This window comes from Serratia sp. AKBS12, from assembly GCF_024793895.1.
GTDB lineage: Bacteria > Pseudomonadota > Gammaproteobacteria > Enterobacterales > Enterobacteriaceae > Serratia_F.
The window spans coordinates 1014648-1031315 of sequence record NZ_JANUSB010000015.1 but is presented as its reverse complement, the minus strand read 5'-3'; the positions used below and the strand labels follow the sequence as shown (position 1 = coordinate 1031315).

The window sequence follows — 16668 nt, the reverse complement described above, 5'->3', positions numbered from 1 at the left end:
CTTTGCCTACGGCCAGTAAACCCGGATCAAAAGCAGAAAAAAAGACGGAGAAACCCGAGGGTTAAGCATCAGGCGGCACGAATGCCGCTGAGGATGACACAAACTGTAATTTTCTGTCTTTTTTGACACTCTTTTACCATTATGAAAGTTAGACACAGCTCATATTCTGGTGAAAAATCCCAGCAAACGCGCTGTCGCTACTGCCAACGGTTACCAGCACGTAGTATATTTTCATTAAACCGGCATTGATGTCTCCTTTGATTGAAATCGTTACCACCAATCGATCTCAGTTCTGGGGCAAAAAACCATGAGTGACTCCCGTTATATGAATACGCTGGAAAAAATCCAGAGCCATCTGGACATCCTGAGCAAGTCTGAAAGGAAAGTCGCCGAGGTGATCCTCGCATCGCCACAAACGGCAATACATTCCAGCATCGCCACCCTGGCTCGCATGGCCGATGTCAGCGAACCTACCGTCAATCGCTTTTGCCGCCGGCTGGATACCAAAGGGTTTCCCGATTTCAAACTGCATTTGGCACAAAGCCTGGCGAACGGTACGCCGTATGTAAATCGCAACGTTGAAGAAGACGACAGCGTCGACGCCTACACCAACAAAATCTTTGAATCGGTCATGGCCAGTCTGGATACTGTAAAGGCAAGTCTGGATGTTGCCGCTATCAATCGTGCGGTCGATCTGCTTACCCAGGCCAAAAAGATCTCGTTCTTCGGCCTTGGCGCCTCTGCCGCGGTAGCGCACGACGCCATGAACAAGTTTTTTCGTTTCAATATTCCGGTGGTCTACTTTGACGACATCGTGATGCAACGCATGAGCTGCATGAACTCCAGCGAAGGCGACGTCGTGGTGCTTATCTCCCATACCGGGCGAACCAAAAACCTGGTGGAAATGGCGCAGCTGGCACGTGATAATGACGCCACCGTCATCGCCATCACCTCACACGACACGCCATTGGCGCACGCAGCCACTCTCGCCCTGCAGCTCGACGTGCCGGAAGACACCGACGTTTATATGCCCATGGTATCGCGGATTGCGCAATTAACGCTCATTGACGTGCTGGCAACCGGATTTACCTTGCGTCGAGGGGATAAATTCAGAGATAACTTGAAGCGGGTCAAGGAAGCACTGAAAGAATCGCGCTTTGATAAGGGCGCGGTTATCCCAAACAATTTCGATGCATAATCGAAACCAAAACCTGTCGAAAACAGGATCAATGCCGACTATTTGATCGGCAGCATTATAGTCTGTACCGTACTAATACGCTCATGCGGGTAACCCGGGTGAAACATCAGTGTAGTTAAATTAGCATTCACACCTGGTTTTGTTATCCGATGTTTATCGCAACACCTTATTTGCTTCACCAGTCAACGGAGTAAGACATGTCCAGACGGCTCAGAAGAACCAAAATTGTTACCACACTGGGTCCGGCTACTGACCGCGACAATAATCTGGAAAAGATCATTGCCGCCGGCGCCAACGTAGTTCGGCTCAACTTTTCCCACGGCACTGCGGAAGATCACCAGGCTCGTGCGGACAAGGTGCGTGAAATTGCCGCCAAACTTGGGCGTCACGTGGCTATCCTCGGCGATCTTCAAGGGCCAAAAATTCGTGTTTCCACCTTCAAGGAAGGCAAGATCTTCCTGAACATCGGCGACAAATTCCTGCTCGATGCCAACATGGCAAAAGGCGAAGGCGATAAAGAAAAAGTCGGTATCGACTATAAAGGCCTGCCTGCCGACGTGGTGCCGGGCGATGTGCTGTTGCTGGATGACGGCCGCGTTCAGCTTAAAGTGCTGGAAGTGCAAGGCATGAAGGTATTCACCGAAGTGACCGTCGGTGGCCCGTTGTCAAACAACAAGGGCATCAACAAACTCGGCGGTGGTCTGTCTGCCGAAGCGTTGACCGACAAAGACAAGGCCGACATCGTCACCGCTGCCAAAATCGGCGTCGACTACCTGGCGGTATCCTTCCCGCGCACCGGTGAAGATCTGAACTATGCTCGCCGTTTGGCGCGTGATGCCGGCTGCAACGCCAAAATCGTCTCCAAAGTCGAACGCGCAGAGGCCGTCTGCACCGACGAAGCGATGGACGATATCATTCTGGCGTCCGATGTGGTGATGGTGGCCCGTGGCGATCTGGGCGTAGAAATCGGCGATCCTGAGCTGGTCGGCATCCAGAAGAAACTGATCCGTCGTGCGCGCACGCTGAACCGCGTAGTGATCACCGCTACCCAGATGATGGAGTCGATGATCACCAACCCGATGCCAACCCGCGCCGAAGTGATGGACGTGGCGAACGCGGTGCTGGATGGCACCGACGCCGTGATGCTGTCTGCGGAAACCGCCGCCGGCCAATACCCGGCAGAAACGGTAGCAGCGATGGCGCGGGTTTGCCTGGGTGCGGAGAAAATCCCAAGCATCAACGTCTCCAAACACCGCCTCGAGGTGCAGTTCGACAATATCGAAGAAGCGATTGCCATGTCTTCGATGTATGCCGCCAACCACCTGAAAGGCGTCACCGCCATCATTGCCATGACCGAGTCCGGCCGCACTGCGCTGATGATGTCACGCATCAGCTCCGGGCTGCCAATCTTTGCCATGTCTCGCCATGAGCACACCCTGAACCTGACCGCATTGTATCGTGGCGTGACGCCGGTGTACTTCGACAGCCACACCGATGGCGTGGCTGCCGCCAATGACGCCATCAATCGTCTGCGCGACAAGGGCTATCTGTTGTCCGGCGATCTGGTGATCGTCACCCAGGGTGATGTGATGAGTACCGTCGGTACCACCAATACCAGCCGCATCCTGCGCGTTGAGTAATTCGCTGTTTAATGCCGGTCATTGACCGGCATTTTCCCCACCGATGTTCCACGGCGTGAATGCCTCACCCCCTTGCAGGGATCAGCTCCTATGCTTCATCAACATACCTCAAGCACCGTGAACGCCTCGACAGCGCATCTTGACTGTGACGGGCAGGCGCTGACGCAAATCGACCCGCGAGCATTGCAGGGCTCGCAACTGCGTAAAATCAGCCTGTATGACAACCGCCTCACGGTATTCCCACAGCAAATATTCAATCACACAAATTTGCGGGTGCTGAATATTTCCTGCAATCAACTCACGCAGCTGCCACCGCAGATCGGGGCATTACGCCAGTTGGAAATGCTGGATTTCGGCCACAACCAGGCGACACAGGTCCCCGTAGAGATTGGTCAGTTAACCCGGTTACGGTATCTCTATCTGAGCGATAACCTTTTTAGCGATTTGCCGACCACACTCGGCCAACTGTCCGAGTTGCGCTACCTGAACGTCACCGATAACCGTTTGACCGCAGTGCCGGCGGCGGTGTGGCAATTGGGCAATCTGCAGGAACTGCGGCTCTACAATAATGCCATCTCCAGCCTGCCCGCTGCGATCGGCCGGTTAACCAGGCTGCGCGAACTGCACCTGATGAAAAACCGCCTGAGCGAACTGCCGGCGGCCATTGCCGGATTAACGGCGCTAGACGTGCTTGACGTTGCAAACAATGCTATTGAACGACTGCCCGACTCGTTTGGCCAGTTAAGCCAACTGCGCGAGCTGAATTTACGTTTTAATGCACTAACGCATTTACCCGAGGAGTTTTGCCAACTTGCCGCGTTGCAATCGCTGGATTTGCGCGCCAATCGCCTCAGCACGCTGCCAACCGGCCTGGCGGCGATGAAAAATCTGCGCCGGCTGGATTTACGCTGGAATAACTTCACGCAGTACCCCGCGGTGCTCGACAGCCTGATTGAACAAGGCTGTCTGGTGCACGTTTGAAACCATCCGGAAAAAGGCGCCACCGGCGCCTTTTCTCACGCGTCTCAGCGATCAGCGGTATAAATCGTCACGGGAATAAGGCTCAGTCTCCCCTTCTTTGCGTGTCTTCAGCAGTTTGAGGATCCAGGTGTATTGCTCTGGATTCGGCCCCACCAGATTCTCCACTTCCTCGTTCATGCGGCGCGCAATCTGGCGGTCATCGGCCTGCGCCAAATCATCCATCGGCGGACGGATATAAATATCCAGCATGCTGGTCTTGCCGTTGTAGACCGGGAACAGCGGCACAATGGCCGCGCGGCAGACTTTCATCAGTCGCCCGACCGCCGGTAGGGTTGCCTTGTAGGTGGCGAAGAAATCGACGAACTCGCTGTGCTCCGCGCCGTGGTCCTGATCGGGCAAGTAATAGCCCCAGTAGCCCTGGCGCACCGAGCTGATAAATGGCTTGATGCCGTCATTACGCGCATGCATGCGGCCGCCGAATTTGCGACGTACCGCATTCCACAGGTAATCCACCAGTTGGTTGCGCTGGTTGTGGAACATCGCAGCCATTGGTTGACCGCGTGCCGCCATCAGCATCGCCGGAACGTCCACCGCCCAGCCATGGGGAACCAGAAAAATCACGTTGCGGCCTTCGGCACGGATGTTATCCAGCACCTCTTCGCCATGCCAACGCACGCGTTTCAGCACCCTTTGCGGATCGGTACACGCCAGTTCCGCCATCAGCACCATCGACTGCGGCGCGGTAGCGAACATTTCATCAATAATATGCTCGCGATCGTTTTCCGAGACTTCCGGCAAGCAGTACAGCAAATTTATCCGTGCACGGCGCCGCGCGCCCTTGGCCACTTTACCGGCCAGTTTACCCACGGCGCCCAGCACCGGGTCACGCATACGCGCCGGGATCAGCGATACGCCAGCCATCAGACCGGTTCCCAACCAAACGCCCCAGTAACGTGGATGGAAGAAGGCTTTCTGAAATTGCGGAATGAACTCAACGTTCGATTTTTTATCGTTTTGCATGCACCAACTCTTAATTTAGCGGTTCGGCTAATAATAATTGCAGATGATGAATTTGCAATTAACTGCGGCGAAGCACCAAAGAAAAACATCGGCCTGACAAATAACTCAGGCCGATGAATGAAGATTTATACCCCTCTCCTTGCGGCGGGCACCTGCGGATTAATTCAGTTGCAACTGCGGTACCACTTCACGCACCTGCGCCAGATAATCGCTGCGGTCCTTGCCGCTCAGCCCTTCGGAGCGTGGCAGTTTGGCCGTCAACGGGTTAACCGCCTGCTTGCCAACCCAGAACTCAAAGTGCAGATGCGGCCCGGTTGAACGGCCGGTATTGCCGGACAGTGCGATGCGATCGCCACGTTTGACCTTCTGGCCCGGCTTGACCAGCAGTTTTTTCAGGTGCATATAACGCGTGGTATATTGGCGGCCATGGCGGATTGCCACGTAATTGCCCGCCGCACCGCTGCGCTTGGCGATAACCACTTCACCATCACCGATGGCCAATACCGGTGTACCAACCGGCATGGCGAAGTCAACGCCCTTGTGCGGCGCAACGCGACCGGTTACCGGGTTAATACGGCGTGGATTGAAGTTGGAGGAAATGCGGAACTGTTTCATGGTCGGGAAACGCATGAAGCCACGCGCCAGCCCGGAACCCTGACGGTCGTAGAACTTGCCGTCTTCAGCGCGAATGGCATAGTAATCCTTGCCACCGGAGCGCAGGCGTACACCAAGCAATTGGCTCTGCTCGTTCTTGCCTTCAAACTGCTCGCGCGACATCAACACCGAGAACTGATCGCCCTTGCGCAGCTTGCGGAAATCCAGCTGCCATTGCAACGCCTTGATCACCGAGTTGATTTCGCTGCGGCTCAGGCCCGCAGCCGACGCGCTGCTGACGAAACTGCCTTTCAGGCTGCCGGCCAACACCTGGTTGCGCCATTCGCCCTTCTGGGTTTCTCTGCTTTCCTTGAAGTTGTTGCCAACACGATCGTAAGTGCGGGTTTCACGACGGGAGACTTCCCAGGTCAGTCGTTGCAGATCGCCGGCCTCGTTCACCGTCCATGACAGCTGCTGACCAATTTTCAAATTGCGCAGCTCGCGGTTTTGCGTCGCCAACTGGGCGACGTCCGACATGTCGATGCCGTACTGAGTCAGGATGCTGCTGAGGGTATCACCGGTAGAAACAACATATTCATGCACGCCTTCCTCGCCGGCGACCTTTTGGTCCAGCTCATCCTGGGGGATGTCATCATCGGGAGTGGGTTGGTCGGCATCAATCGGCTCACTGGCCTCTGGCAATAGCGATCGTACCTGGCTTGCCTCCAGGACGACGTTCTTTACGATGGGATCATGTTCTGGGTGGTAAACAAAAGGCCGCCAAACGGCAACGGCCAGGGTAACCACTGTCAACGACCCCAGCATGACGCGGTGGGGTCGAGGCAGGTTGTTATACGCCAGAGCGATAGTTCGGACTATCTGCTGCACTCGATATTATCCTCATAATCTTTACTTCAGGCAGCTCACGTATTGGTTAGACAGCGCTGTCAGGAAGTTCCCGTAGCTGCCCTTCCCCAATGCGATGCCGCTGCCCAGCGGGTCCAGCGTTCCAGAACGCACTTTGGTACCCTTGGCAACGGCAGTGATTACGGCCGGCCTGAATTGTGGCTCAGCAAAAACGCATTCCGCTTTTTGCTCAACCAACTGTGTTCGAATTTGGTGTAAGCGCTGTGCTCCCGGCTGGATCTCCGGGTTAACGGTGAAATGGCCCAACGGGCTCAAACCGTAATGTTTCTCAAAGTAGCCGTAAGCATCATGAAAAACAAAATAACCCTTACCTTGCACAGGCGTAAGCATCTTAACAACATTTTTATCAGTTTGCGCTAGCTGATCCTCGAACCGGCGCAGGTTTGCGTCTAATTTGTCCTTATTTTGCGGCATAAGTTCCAATAATCTGTCGTGAATCGCGATCGCAGTCACTTTTGCGATTTCTGGCGACAGCCAGACGTGCATATTGTATTCACCGTGATCGTGATGGTGCTGGTCATCACCGTGCTCATCGGCGTGATCGTGTGCTGCATGATTATGCGCCTCTTGCTCATGCTCATGATGGTCGTCGCCTTTCAGCAGCAGCGGTTTTACCGCCGGCAATTCGGCAATGGCGATCTGCTTGTTGGCTGCGACCGGCTGTAACGCCTTGGAGAGGAAGGCTTCCATATCCGGTCCCACCCACACCACCAGATCGGCTGTGCGCAAGCGTTGCAAATCGGAAGGACGCAGCGCGAAATCATGCGGTGAGGCACCGTCCGGCAGCAAAATCTCGGTGTCAGTCACGCCGTCGGCAATTTCCGACGCAATAAAGCCCAACGGCCGCAGCGTGGTTACCACTGCTGCAGAGGCGCTGCCCGCCACCAGCAACGCACTGGCCAACAGCGTGCGCTGCAGCCATTTATTTTTCTGTGTCATAGTCGATTATCTCCATCGTGTTAATCCGCGAGGCGTGATATTATAACATCCGGTAAGTTCTGCAAAATGTAATCAGACATGTCTACACTGACAACGCTAAAAAATATCTCCGTTTCTTTTGGCAGCCGTAACGTGCTGTCGAATATTTCACTCAGCCTGCTGCCAGGCCGGATTCTGACGCTGCTCGGGCCGAACGGTGCGGGTAAATCTACGCTGGTGCGCGTGGTTCTGGGGCTGATTGCGCCAACCAAAGGCGAGGTTGAACGACAGCCGGGCCTGCGCATCGGTTATGTCCCGCAGAAATTGCACCTCGATGCCACCCTGCCGCTGACCGTCAGCCGTTTTATGCGCCTGAAGCCCGGCGTCAAGAAGGCCGATATCCTGCCAGCCTTGAAGCGCGTGCATGCCGCCCATCTGCTCGATCAACCGATGCAAAAGCTGTCCGGTGGTGAAAACCAGCGCGTCCTGCTGGCACGCGCGTTGCTCAACAAGCCGCAACTGCTGGTGCTTGACGAGCCGACGCAGGGCGTCGACGTCAACGGTCAACTGGCGCTGTACGATCTTATCGACCAGTTGCGTAAAGAGCTCGGCTGCGCGGTGTTGATGGTATCTCACGATCTGCACCTGGTGATGGCGAAAACGGACGAAGTGCTGTGCCTCAATCAGCATATTTGCTGTTCCGGTACGCCGGAGGTGGTGTCGATGCACCCGGAATTCATCGCCATGTTTGGCAACCACGGCGCGGAGCAGTTGGCGATTTACCGCCATCATCATAATCATCGCCACGATCTGCAAGGAAGAATCGTGTTAAAGAAAACCGGGGGCCGTGAGGCATGATCGAATTGTTGTTGCCCGGCTGGCTGGCCGGGATTTTACTGGCTGCCGCCGCCGGCCCGTTGGGATCTTTTGTAGTCTGGCGCCGCATGTCCTACTTTGGCGATACGCTGGCACATGCGTCATTACTCGGGGTCGCGTTCGGCCTGTTGCTCGATATCAATCCGTTTTATGCCGTGATTGCCGTTACGCTGCTGCTGGCGCTGGTACTGGTGTGGCTGGAGCGTCGCCCGCAGCTTTCCGTCGATACCCTGCTTGGCATCATGGCGCACAGCGCTCTGTCGCTGGGGCTGGTGGTGGTGGCGCTGATGTCCAACGTGCGAGTCGATCTGATGGCCTATCTGTTTGGCGATCTGCTGTCAGTCACCATGAGCGATATCGGCATGATTGCCATTGGCGTGGCGGTTGTACTGCTGGTGCTATGGTGGCAATGGCGCAATTTGCTGTCGATGACCATCAGCCCGGAAATGGCGCACGTTGACGGCGTCAATCTGGCTCGGGCGCGTACCGTGTTAATGCTGGTGACGGCGTTGACTATCGGCCTGGCGATGAAGTTTGTTGGCGCGCTGATTATTACGTCGCTGCTGATTATCCCAGCCGCCACCGCGCGACGGTTTGCCCGTACGCCGGAACAGATGGCCGGATATGCGGTAGTCATCGGTATGCTGGCGGTGAGTGGCGGGTTGACCTTTTCGGCATTTTACGACACCCCGGCCGGCCCGTCGGTGGTGCTGAGTGCGGCAATACTGTTCGTACTCAGCCTGGCGAAAAGGCAGCAGGCGTAAATGCCGCAATCGGAATGACGAAATAATCGGGCGCAATCTATTGCGCCCTTTTTATTATGCTTCGCGTTCGATGCCGAAATGCTTATAGGCGTGCAGCGTGGCCATCCGCCCGCGCGGCGTGCGCTGGATAAAGCCCTGCTGGATCAGGAATGGCTCAATCACATCTTCGATGGTTTCCCGCTCTTCGCCAATCGCCGCCGCCAGGTTATCCAGCCCCACCGGCCCGCCGGTGAACTTATCGATAATCGCCAGCAACAGTTTGCGATCCATATAATCAAAGCCTTCGGCGTCGACGTTGAGCATATTCAACGCCTGTGCGGCCACTTCGCCGCTGATCTGGCCGTTGGCTCGCACTTCGGCAAAGTCACGCACCCGCCGCAGCAGGCGATTGGCAATACGCGGCGTGCCGCGCGCTCGTCGGGCGATTTCATGCGAGCCTTCCGGCGACAGGCTCAGGCCAAGGCAATGGGCGCTACGTGAAACAATGTGCTCAAGGTCGGCTACCTGATAAAACTCCAGCCGCTGAACGATGCCAAAACGGTCACGCAGCGGTGACGTCAGCGAGCCGGCGCGCGTGGTGGCGCCAATCAGGGTAAACGGCGGCAAGTCGAGCTTGATCGAACGCGCCGCCGGCCCTTCGCCGATCATGATATCCAACTGATAGTCCTCCATCGCCGGATAGAGCACTTCTTCGACCACCGGCGACAGACGGTGGATTTCATCGATAAACAGCACATCGTGGGGTTCGAGGTTAGTCAGCATGGCCGCCAGATCGCCGGCCTTTTCCAGTACCGGGCCAGAGGTAGTGCGTAAATTGACGCCCATCTCGTTGGCAACGATGTTCGCCAGGGTAGTTTTCCCCAACCCCGGCGGGCCAAATATCAGCAGGTGATCCAATGCGTCACTGCGCTGCTTCGCCGCCTGTATGAAGATTTCCATCTGTTCACGAACGTGCGGCTGGCCGACGTATTCCGTCAACAGCTTGGGACGAATCGCGCGGTCGATAACCTCTTCTTCGGTAATCGGCTCGGCAGAGATCAGGCGGTCGGCTTCAATCATGTTTTATCCCTTCGCAACGGTTACAGTGCGGCGCGCAACGCGTCGCGGATCAGGGTTTCGCAATCCGCACCCGGCTTGGCGATCTTGCTGACCATGCGGCTGGCTTCCTGTGGCTTGTATCCCAGGGCCACCAGGGCGGAAGCGGCTTCGGCCTCGGCGTCGACTTCCTGCGTCTGGGTCGCGCTGGCCGGCAGGCTGATTTCGCTGCTGTTGTTGAACAGGTCGCCGTTCAGCCCCTTGAAGCGGTCCTTCATTTCTACCACCAGACGTTCGGCGGTTTTTTTACCGACGCCCGGCAGTTTCACCAGGGCGGTGATTTCCTCGCGTTCAACCGCGCTGACAAATTGCTGGGCCGACATGCCAGACAGGATAGCCAACGCCAGCTTTGGCCCGACGCCGTTCACTTTTATCAGCTCACGGAACAGCGCGCGCTCCTGCTTGTCATTGAAACCGTATAATAATTGTGCATCTTCGCGCACCACAAAATGGGTAAATACGATCGCTTCCTGCCCCAGCTCCGGCAGTTCATAGAAGCAGGTCATCGGCATATGTACTTCGTAACCGACGCCATTCGCTTCCAGCAAAACCAGCGGCGGCTGCTTTTCCAGGATATTACCTCTGAGACGACCAATCATTTACCCTCCTGCTTGGATTCCGATCACGGCCTGCGGCCATGCAATGCTGCTAAGCTTATACCATAAAAAAGGCTGGATGAATATCCAGCCCGTGTTGTTGCAGCGCGCGTTTTCAGCGTAGCCGGCCGCGTGCCAGATTCAACCGCCCTTCGCTCATGCGCAGCACGTTTTGGCTGAGGTGGCAATGGGTGATGGCAATCGCCAGAGCATCGGCGGCATCCGCCTGCGGGTTGGCAGACAGCTTGAGCAACGAGCGCACCATATGCTGCACCTGGCTCTTTTCCGCCGCTCCGGTGCCAACCACCGTCTGCTTGACCTGACGTGCCGCATACTCGAACACCTCAAGGTTCTGGTTGACGGCAGCTACGATCGCCACGCCGCGCGCCTGCCCAAGCTTCAGCGCCGAGTCCGGGTTTTTCGCCATAAACACCTGCTCGATGGCAAAAAAATCCGGCTGGAACTGAGTGATGATTTCACTGACGCCGGCGTAGATCAGCTTCAAGCGCGTCGGCATATCGTCCACCACCGTGCGAATGCAGCCGCTGGCGACATAGGTCAGCTGACGACCCTGCTGACGGATCAGGCCATAACCGGTGATGCGCGAACCTGGATCGATACCAAGAATAATCGCCATTGTCAGCCCCGCCCCGTGTGAACAGCCAGCATCGCCCTGCGCTGTCGCGCATCCGCGCGCATTACAGCGTCGCCGCCACCTCGTCGGAGATTTCACCGTTATGGTAAACCTCCTGCACGTCGTCGCAGTCTTCCAGCATGTCGATCAGACGCAGCAGTTTCGGCGCGGTTTCTTCGTCCATATCGGCTTTGGTCGACGGGATCATCGACACTTCGGCCGCCTCGGCGGTGAAACCGGCAGCGGTCAGCGCGTCTTTGACTTCGCCCAGATTTTCCCACGCGGTGTAAACGTCAATCGCGCCGTCGTCATAGGTCATGATGTCTTCAGCGCCGGCTTCCAGTGCCGCTTCCATCAGCGTGTCTTCGTCCAGACCCGGTGCATAGGTAATGACGCCTTTCTTGGTGAACAGGTAAGCCACCGAGCCGTCGGTACCCAGGTTGCCGCCACACTTGGTGAAGGCATGGCGCACTTCCGCCACGGTGCGGTTACGGTTGTCGCTCAGGCATTCGATCATGATGGCGGTGCCGCCCGGTCCGTAGCCTTCGTAAATGATGGTTTCCATGTTGCTGTCGTCGTCGCCGCCGACGCCGCGCGCAATGGCGCGGTTCATGGTATCGCGCGTCATGTTGTTGGACAGCGCCTTGTCCATCGCCGCGCGCAGACGCGGGTTGGAATCCGGATCGCCGCCGCCCAGTTTGGCCGCCGTCACCAGCTCACGGATAATTTTGGTGAAAATCTTGCCGCGCTTGGCATCTTGTGCCGCTTTACGGTGCTTTGTGTTGGCCCATTTACTGTGACCTGCCATAAAATATCTCCAAAAATAAAGACTACTGGACTGAATTAATCACAAACTCTTCAATCGCCTGCTGATTGCTCCATGACTTGGTCAATTTGATGGCGTCGGCCGCCTCAAGCCATTGGTAAGCATGATGCTCGGTAATCACCGGCTCGCGCTCTTCGGGCAACGCCAGACAGAACCAATGCTCTTTATTACGCGTGGTTCCCGGCGCATAGCGATGTCGCAAATGGACAAAGAGTTCAAACTCCACACAGCGCTGACAATCGAACAATGGCAGATTCTCTGCTTCGATATCGATGCCGATTTCTTCCATGACCTCACGCCGTGCGGCACACGGCGGCGACTCATCCAATTCCAGGCTGCCGGTAACCGACTGCCAGAACTCGGTATCATCGCGCCGCTGTAACATCAGCACCCGACCACTGGATCGCGCGTAAATCACTACCAGAATAGACTCGGGACGCTTGTAGTTCATCACTCGCTCTCTTGTTCGCTAGCGGCTTTCTTCACCACGCTGATGGCGAGCTCCTGCAACGCCGCCGGGTTGGCAAAGCTAGGCGCATCGGTCATCAGGCAGGCCGCAGCGGTGGTTTTCGGGAAGGCGATCACGTCACGGATATTGTCGGTACCGGTCAACAGCATCACCAGGCGATCCAGACCGAAGGCCAGGCCGGCGTGCGGCGGCGTGCCATACTTCAGCGCATCCAGCAGGAAACCGAACTTCTCACGCTGCTCATGTTCATTGATGCCGAGAATGCCAAATACCGTCTGTTGCATCTCGCTACGGTGAATACGCACTGAACCGCCACCGACTTCATAGCCGTTCACTACCATGTCATAGGCATTGGCGATGGCGCTGGTAGGATCGTTTGCCAGCGCTTCCGGTGCCATATCTCGCGGCGCGGTGAATGGGTGGTGCATCGCTGCCAGACCGCCTTCGCCGTCGTCCTCGAACATTGGGAAGTCGACGACCCACAGCGGCGCCCATGCGTCCAGCTTGGTCAGCTGCAAATCGCGGCCCAGTTTCAGGCGCAGCGCGCCCATGGCATCGGTCACGATTTTGTGGCTGTCAGCACCGAAGAAAAGAATGTCGCCGGTCTGCGCTTCGCTGCGCGCCAGCATGGCTTCCAGCACCTCGGCGTTGAGGAATTTGGCGATCGGGCTCTGTACGCCCTCGAGACCTGCGGCGCGGTCGTTGACCTTCAGCCATGCCAGGCCTTTGGCACCATAAATATTGACGAACGCACCGTACTCGTCGATCTGCTTGCGGGTCAGCTGCGCGCCGCCCGGTACGCGGATCGCCGCTACGCGTCCCTTGACATCGTTAGCCGGACCGGAGAACACCTTGAACTCAACGTCCTTCACCAGATCGGCAACGTCCACCAGTTCCAGCGGGTTACGCAGGTCCGGTTTGTCAGAGCCATAACGGCGCATTGCTTCGGCAAAGGTCATCACCGGGAAATCGCCAAGATCGACGCCCTTCACCTCTTGCCACAGCTCGCGCACCAGTTGCTCCATCACTTCACGCACCTGATCGGCGCTCATAAAGGAGGTTTCCACGTCGATCTGGGTAAATTCAGGCTGACGGTCGGCACGCAAATCTTCGTCGCGGAAGCATTTGACGATCTGATAGTAACGGTCGAAGCCGGACATCATCAGCAACTGCTTGAACAACTGCGGCGACTGAGGCAACGCGTAAAACTTGCCCTTATGTACCCGGCTTGGCACCAGGTAATCGCGCGCGCCTTCCGGCGTGGCTTTGGTCAGCATTGGGGTTTCGATATCGAGGAAACCGTGCCGATCCATAAAACGGCGCACAAAACTGGTGATTTTGGCTCGGGCTTTCAGACGGTCGGCCATTTCTGGACGACGCAGATCCAGATAGCGGTATTTCAGGCGTGCTTCTTCGCTATTGGTCTGGTTGGAGTCCAGTGGCAGCGGCTCGGAGCGGTTAATGATCTCCAACGCGTGGGCGAATACTTCTACTTCGCCGGTGGCCATGTCTTTGTTGATCTGGCTGGCTGGACGGGCGCGTACGGTGCCGACGATCTGAATACAGAACTCGTTGCGTAACTCGAATGCCTTATCGAACGCCGTTTTCTGGTCCGGATCGAAGAACACCTGCACGATGCCTTCGCGGTCACGCATATCAATAAAGATCAGGCCGCCCAAATCGCGACGACGATTGACCCAACCGCACAAAGTCACTTCCTGGCCCACGTGAGACAGATTCAACTGCCCGCAATATTCAGTACGCATACGCTATCCTTTTACTCAGCCGATGCTGCGCCAGAGAAATTGCTGCTCTGCACGCTGCGGTTATCCGATGAACGCTTATTACCTGTTTTGAATCGCCTCGCGCGACGCCGGTCGGCAGCGTAGGCACATTCGTAAATCGGCATAGGTCGTAGGATTAAAGAGTGTTGAAAAAAGGCGGTCATTATAAAGGAAATTCATCCGTCCGATAAGTGCGAACACAGCATTGTTCAACGGCTAAATGGCGCGTTTTTACCCGAATCAACACATTGGTTAACAAAATTCCCGTTAACCCGGCGCAGAATTTTCACGTAGCCTGAAACAACCTGCTGTAACACACCGGGTTACGCGTGTCGGTTACAGCGGTGATTTAACCCATTTACATCATGAGAAATCGCCATGTTAAACATTGATGCCCAAACCACTGCGCTAGTGGTTATCGATTTGCAAAACGGTATTCTGCCCTACGCCGGTGGCCCGCACAGCGCAGAACAGGTAGTCACACACGCCGCACATCTTGCCGGCCGCTTCCGTGTGCTTGGCGCGCCGGTGATGCTGGTACGCGTTGGCTGGTCGGATTCGTTCGCCGAAGCGCTGAAACAACCGGTCGATCAACCAACCCCGGCGCCGGTTGGCGGCTTGCCCGCAGATTGGTGGACCTTCCCGGACGCACTGGCGGTCGACGACAGCGATATTCTGATCGTCAAACGTCAATGGGGGGCGTTCTACGGCACCGATCTGGAAATGCAGCTGCGCCGTCGCGGCATAAAAACGCTGGTTCTGGGCGGCATCGCCACCAACATCGGCGTTGAATCCACCGCGCGTGCCGCCTGGGAGCTTGGGTTTGAACTGATCGTCGCCGAAGACATGTGCAGCGCGCCGAACGACGAGATGCATCATTTTGCCTTCAAGAATATCTTCCCACGCCTGGCACGAGTGCGCAGCACCGGTGAAATTCTTGCCGCGCTCAAGGTTGCACGCTAACGTAGGCATTATTTTTTTGCGCTGCCCTGCCGGGGCAGCCGATGCATGACGAAGGCGCTAATGTATATCGGATTACCCCAATGGCAACACCCGGCCTGGCAACGTATCGGGCTGCGCGATCTGGCTGACTACAGTCGCTACTTTAACTGCGTGGAAGGCAATACCACCTTTTATGCGCTGCCGAAGCTGGAGGTCGTTCAGCGCTGGCACGCCATGACCGATGACAACTTTCGCTTCTGTTTCAAGTTTCCCTCCACTATTAGCCATAAGGCGGCACTGCGCAATTGCAGCGCGGATATTCAAGCTTTTTATCAATGTCTGACGCCCGTCGAGCAACGCATCGGCCAACTGTGGTTGCAATTGCCGCCAGCGTTCGGTCCGGCCGAGCTGCCGACGATGTGGGCGTTTTTCGACGCGTTGCCCAAAACATTCACCTACGGGGTGGAGGTGCGTCACCCGACGTTTTTCGCCAAGGGTGAAGAAGAGCGCCAGCTGAATCAGGGGCTACATCAGCGCGGCATCAACCGGGTGATCCTCGATAGCCGACCGGTACATCACGCCACCGCCAACAGTGCCGCAGTACGTGACGCCCAGCAGAAAAAACCGATGCTGCCGGTGCATGCGCTGATTACCGCCAATAACCCGCTGGTGCGCTTCATTGGCGGCGATGTGCTGGAGGATAATCTGCGCTGGTTCGCCCCTTGGCAACAAAAACTGCCCGACTGGCAACAGCGGCACAATCCTTACCTTTTTATTCACACCCCGGATAACGGTGACTCCCCCCAACAGGCGCAAAAAATCTGGCAGCAGCTGCGGCGGGTTATCCCGGCATTGCCTGCGCCACCGGACTGGCCGGAACAGAACTCACTGTTTTAACCAATTAATCTGACGCATTCCATCAGATTTTTCTCCGCGACAGCCGGACTAATGGCAGTTATCATGCTGTTGCCAGTTTTGGTTAGGGAATGGAGTTAAATAATGGTAAGCGCGCTTTATGTGGTGCTCGGCGCATTGTTGTTGATCAAACTCTCTTACGACGTAGTCAAACTTAGAACACAGTATCGCGTCGCCTACGGTGACGGCGGTTTTTACGAACTGCAAACCGCCATTCGCGTGCATGGTAACGCCGTTGAATACATCCCGATTGCCGCCGTGCTGCTGATAATGATGGAGATGAACGGCGCGGGTGTATGGATGATTCACGTGTGTGGCCTGATGCTGATGACCGGCCGACTGGTGCATTATTACGGTCTGCGCAACCGTGAAGTCGGTTGGCGTCGTTCTGGCATGTCCGCCACCTACATTGCCCTGGTCCTGATGGTGTTGGCAAATATCGTCTACCTGCCGTGGGATCTGATCTTCAGCCTGTACTGATATTGCGGT

17 protein-coding genes are annotated in these 16668 nt (G+C 56.3%); 8 read left to right on the top strand and 9 right to left on the bottom strand.

Features of this window, described 5'->3' with window-relative positions; all coding sequences use genetic code 11:
- The first annotated feature begins 325 nt into the window (after positions 1–325).
- The 3 genes from NYE85_RS14740 (at position 326) to NYE85_RS14730 (ending at position 3819) form a co-directional block, all read left to right on the top strand.
- Positions 326–1198, top strand: a complete 873-nt coding sequence (locus NYE85_RS14740) for a MurR/RpiR family transcriptional regulator (RefSeq protein ID WP_259006336.1) — start codon at positions 326–328, stop codon at positions 1196–1198.
- Positions 1199–1395: 197 nt separating this feature from the next.
- Positions 1396–2838, top strand: a complete 1443-nt coding sequence (pyk, locus tag NYE85_RS14735; protein ID WP_004962140.1) for a pyruvate kinase — start codon at positions 1396–1398, stop codon at positions 2836–2838.
- Positions 2839–2928: 90 nt separating this feature from the next.
- Complete coding sequence (locus NYE85_RS14730; RefSeq protein ID WP_259005496.1) at positions 2929–3819, top strand: leucine-rich repeat domain-containing protein; 891 nt, start codon at positions 2929–2931, stop codon at positions 3817–3819.
- Positions 3820–3870: 51 nt separating this feature from the next.
- On the opposite strand, the gene lpxM is transcribed toward NYE85_RS14730, so the two are convergent.
- The 3 genes from lpxM to znuA all read right to left on the bottom strand — a co-directional run bounded on the left by lpxM (position 3871) and on the right by znuA (position 7299).
- Positions 3871–4839, bottom strand: a complete 969-nt coding sequence (gene lpxM / locus NYE85_RS14725) for a lauroyl-Kdo(2)-lipid IV(A) myristoyltransferase (protein WP_259005495.1) — start codon at positions 4837–4839, stop codon at positions 3871–3873.
- Between the two features lie 159 nt (positions 4840–4998).
- Positions 4999–6321: a murein DD-endopeptidase MepM gene (mepM, locus tag NYE85_RS14720; RefSeq protein WP_259005494.1), complete on the bottom strand. Its 1323-nt coding sequence runs from the start codon at positions 6319–6321 to the stop codon at positions 4999–5001.
- A 21-nt stretch (positions 6322–6342) separates the two neighbouring features.
- Entirely contained in the window at positions 6343–7299 is a 957-nt protein-coding gene (znuA, locus tag NYE85_RS14715) for a zinc ABC transporter substrate-binding protein ZnuA (RefSeq protein WP_259005493.1), read from the bottom strand.
- A 78-nt stretch (positions 7300–7377) separates the two neighbouring features.
- Between znuA and znuC the strand changes: the two genes are divergently transcribed.
- A complete protein-coding gene (gene znuC, locus NYE85_RS14710; RefSeq protein WP_259005492.1) occupies positions 7378–8136 on the top strand; it encodes a zinc ABC transporter ATP-binding protein ZnuC in 759 nt (252 codons plus the stop codon).
- Complete coding sequence (gene znuB / locus NYE85_RS14705) at positions 8133–8918, top strand: zinc ABC transporter permease subunit ZnuB (protein WP_259005491.1); 786 nt, start codon at positions 8133–8135, stop codon at positions 8916–8918. Before znuC ends, znuB begins: the two co-directional genes overlap by 4 nt.
- Positions 8919–8972: 54 nt before the next feature.
- Here znuB and ruvB read toward each other — a convergent pair whose 3' ends face one another.
- The 6 genes from ruvB to aspS form a co-directional block, all read right to left on the bottom strand.
- On the bottom strand, positions 8973–9977 hold the full coding sequence (gene ruvB, locus NYE85_RS14700) for a Holliday junction branch migration DNA helicase RuvB (RefSeq protein WP_259005490.1): 1005 nt from the start codon (positions 9975–9977) through the stop codon (positions 8973–8975).
- Positions 9978–9997: 20 nt separating this feature from the next.
- Complete coding sequence (gene ruvA / locus NYE85_RS14695; protein WP_259005489.1) at positions 9998–10612, bottom strand: Holliday junction branch migration protein RuvA; 615 nt, start codon at positions 10610–10612, stop codon at positions 9998–10000.
- 112 nt (positions 10613–10724) lie between these two features.
- Positions 10725–11246 carry a crossover junction endodeoxyribonuclease RuvC gene (gene ruvC, locus NYE85_RS14690; RefSeq protein ID WP_259005488.1) on the bottom strand — a complete coding sequence of 174 codons (522 nt, stop codon included), beginning with the start codon at positions 11244–11246 and terminating at the stop codon, positions 10725–10727.
- A gap of 61 nt (positions 11247–11307) precedes the next feature.
- Complete coding sequence (locus NYE85_RS14685; protein WP_259005487.1) at positions 11308–12051, bottom strand: YebC/PmpR family DNA-binding transcriptional regulator; 744 nt, start codon at positions 12049–12051, stop codon at positions 11308–11310.
- Positions 12052–12073: 22 nt separating this feature from the next.
- A complete protein-coding gene (gene nudB / locus NYE85_RS14680; RefSeq protein WP_259005486.1) occupies positions 12074–12520 on the bottom strand; it encodes a dihydroneopterin triphosphate diphosphatase in 447 nt (148 codons plus the stop codon).
- Positions 12520–14304, bottom strand: a complete 1785-nt coding sequence (aspS, locus tag NYE85_RS14675) for an aspartate--tRNA ligase (protein WP_259005485.1) — start codon at positions 14302–14304, stop codon at positions 12520–12522. Before aspS ends, nudB begins: the two co-directional genes overlap by 1 nt.
- A gap of 396 nt (positions 14305–14700) precedes the next feature.
- Between aspS and NYE85_RS14670 the strand changes: the two genes are divergently transcribed.
- The 3 genes from NYE85_RS14670 to NYE85_RS14660 all read left to right on the top strand — a co-directional run bounded on the left by NYE85_RS14670 (position 14701) and on the right by NYE85_RS14660 (position 16659).
- Entirely contained in the window at positions 14701–15285 is a 585-nt protein-coding gene (locus NYE85_RS14670; protein WP_259005484.1) for a hydrolase, read from the top strand.
- A gap of 60 nt (positions 15286–15345) precedes the next feature.
- A complete protein-coding gene (locus tag NYE85_RS14665; protein WP_259006335.1) occupies positions 15346–16161 on the top strand; it encodes a DUF72 domain-containing protein in 816 nt (271 codons plus the stop codon).
- 102 nt (positions 16162–16263) lie between these two features.
- Positions 16264–16659, top strand: coding sequence for an MAPEG family protein (locus NYE85_RS14660; protein ID WP_259005483.1), 396 nt, complete (start codon positions 16264–16266; stop codon positions 16657–16659).
- Positions 16660–16668 lie beyond the last annotated feature (9 nt).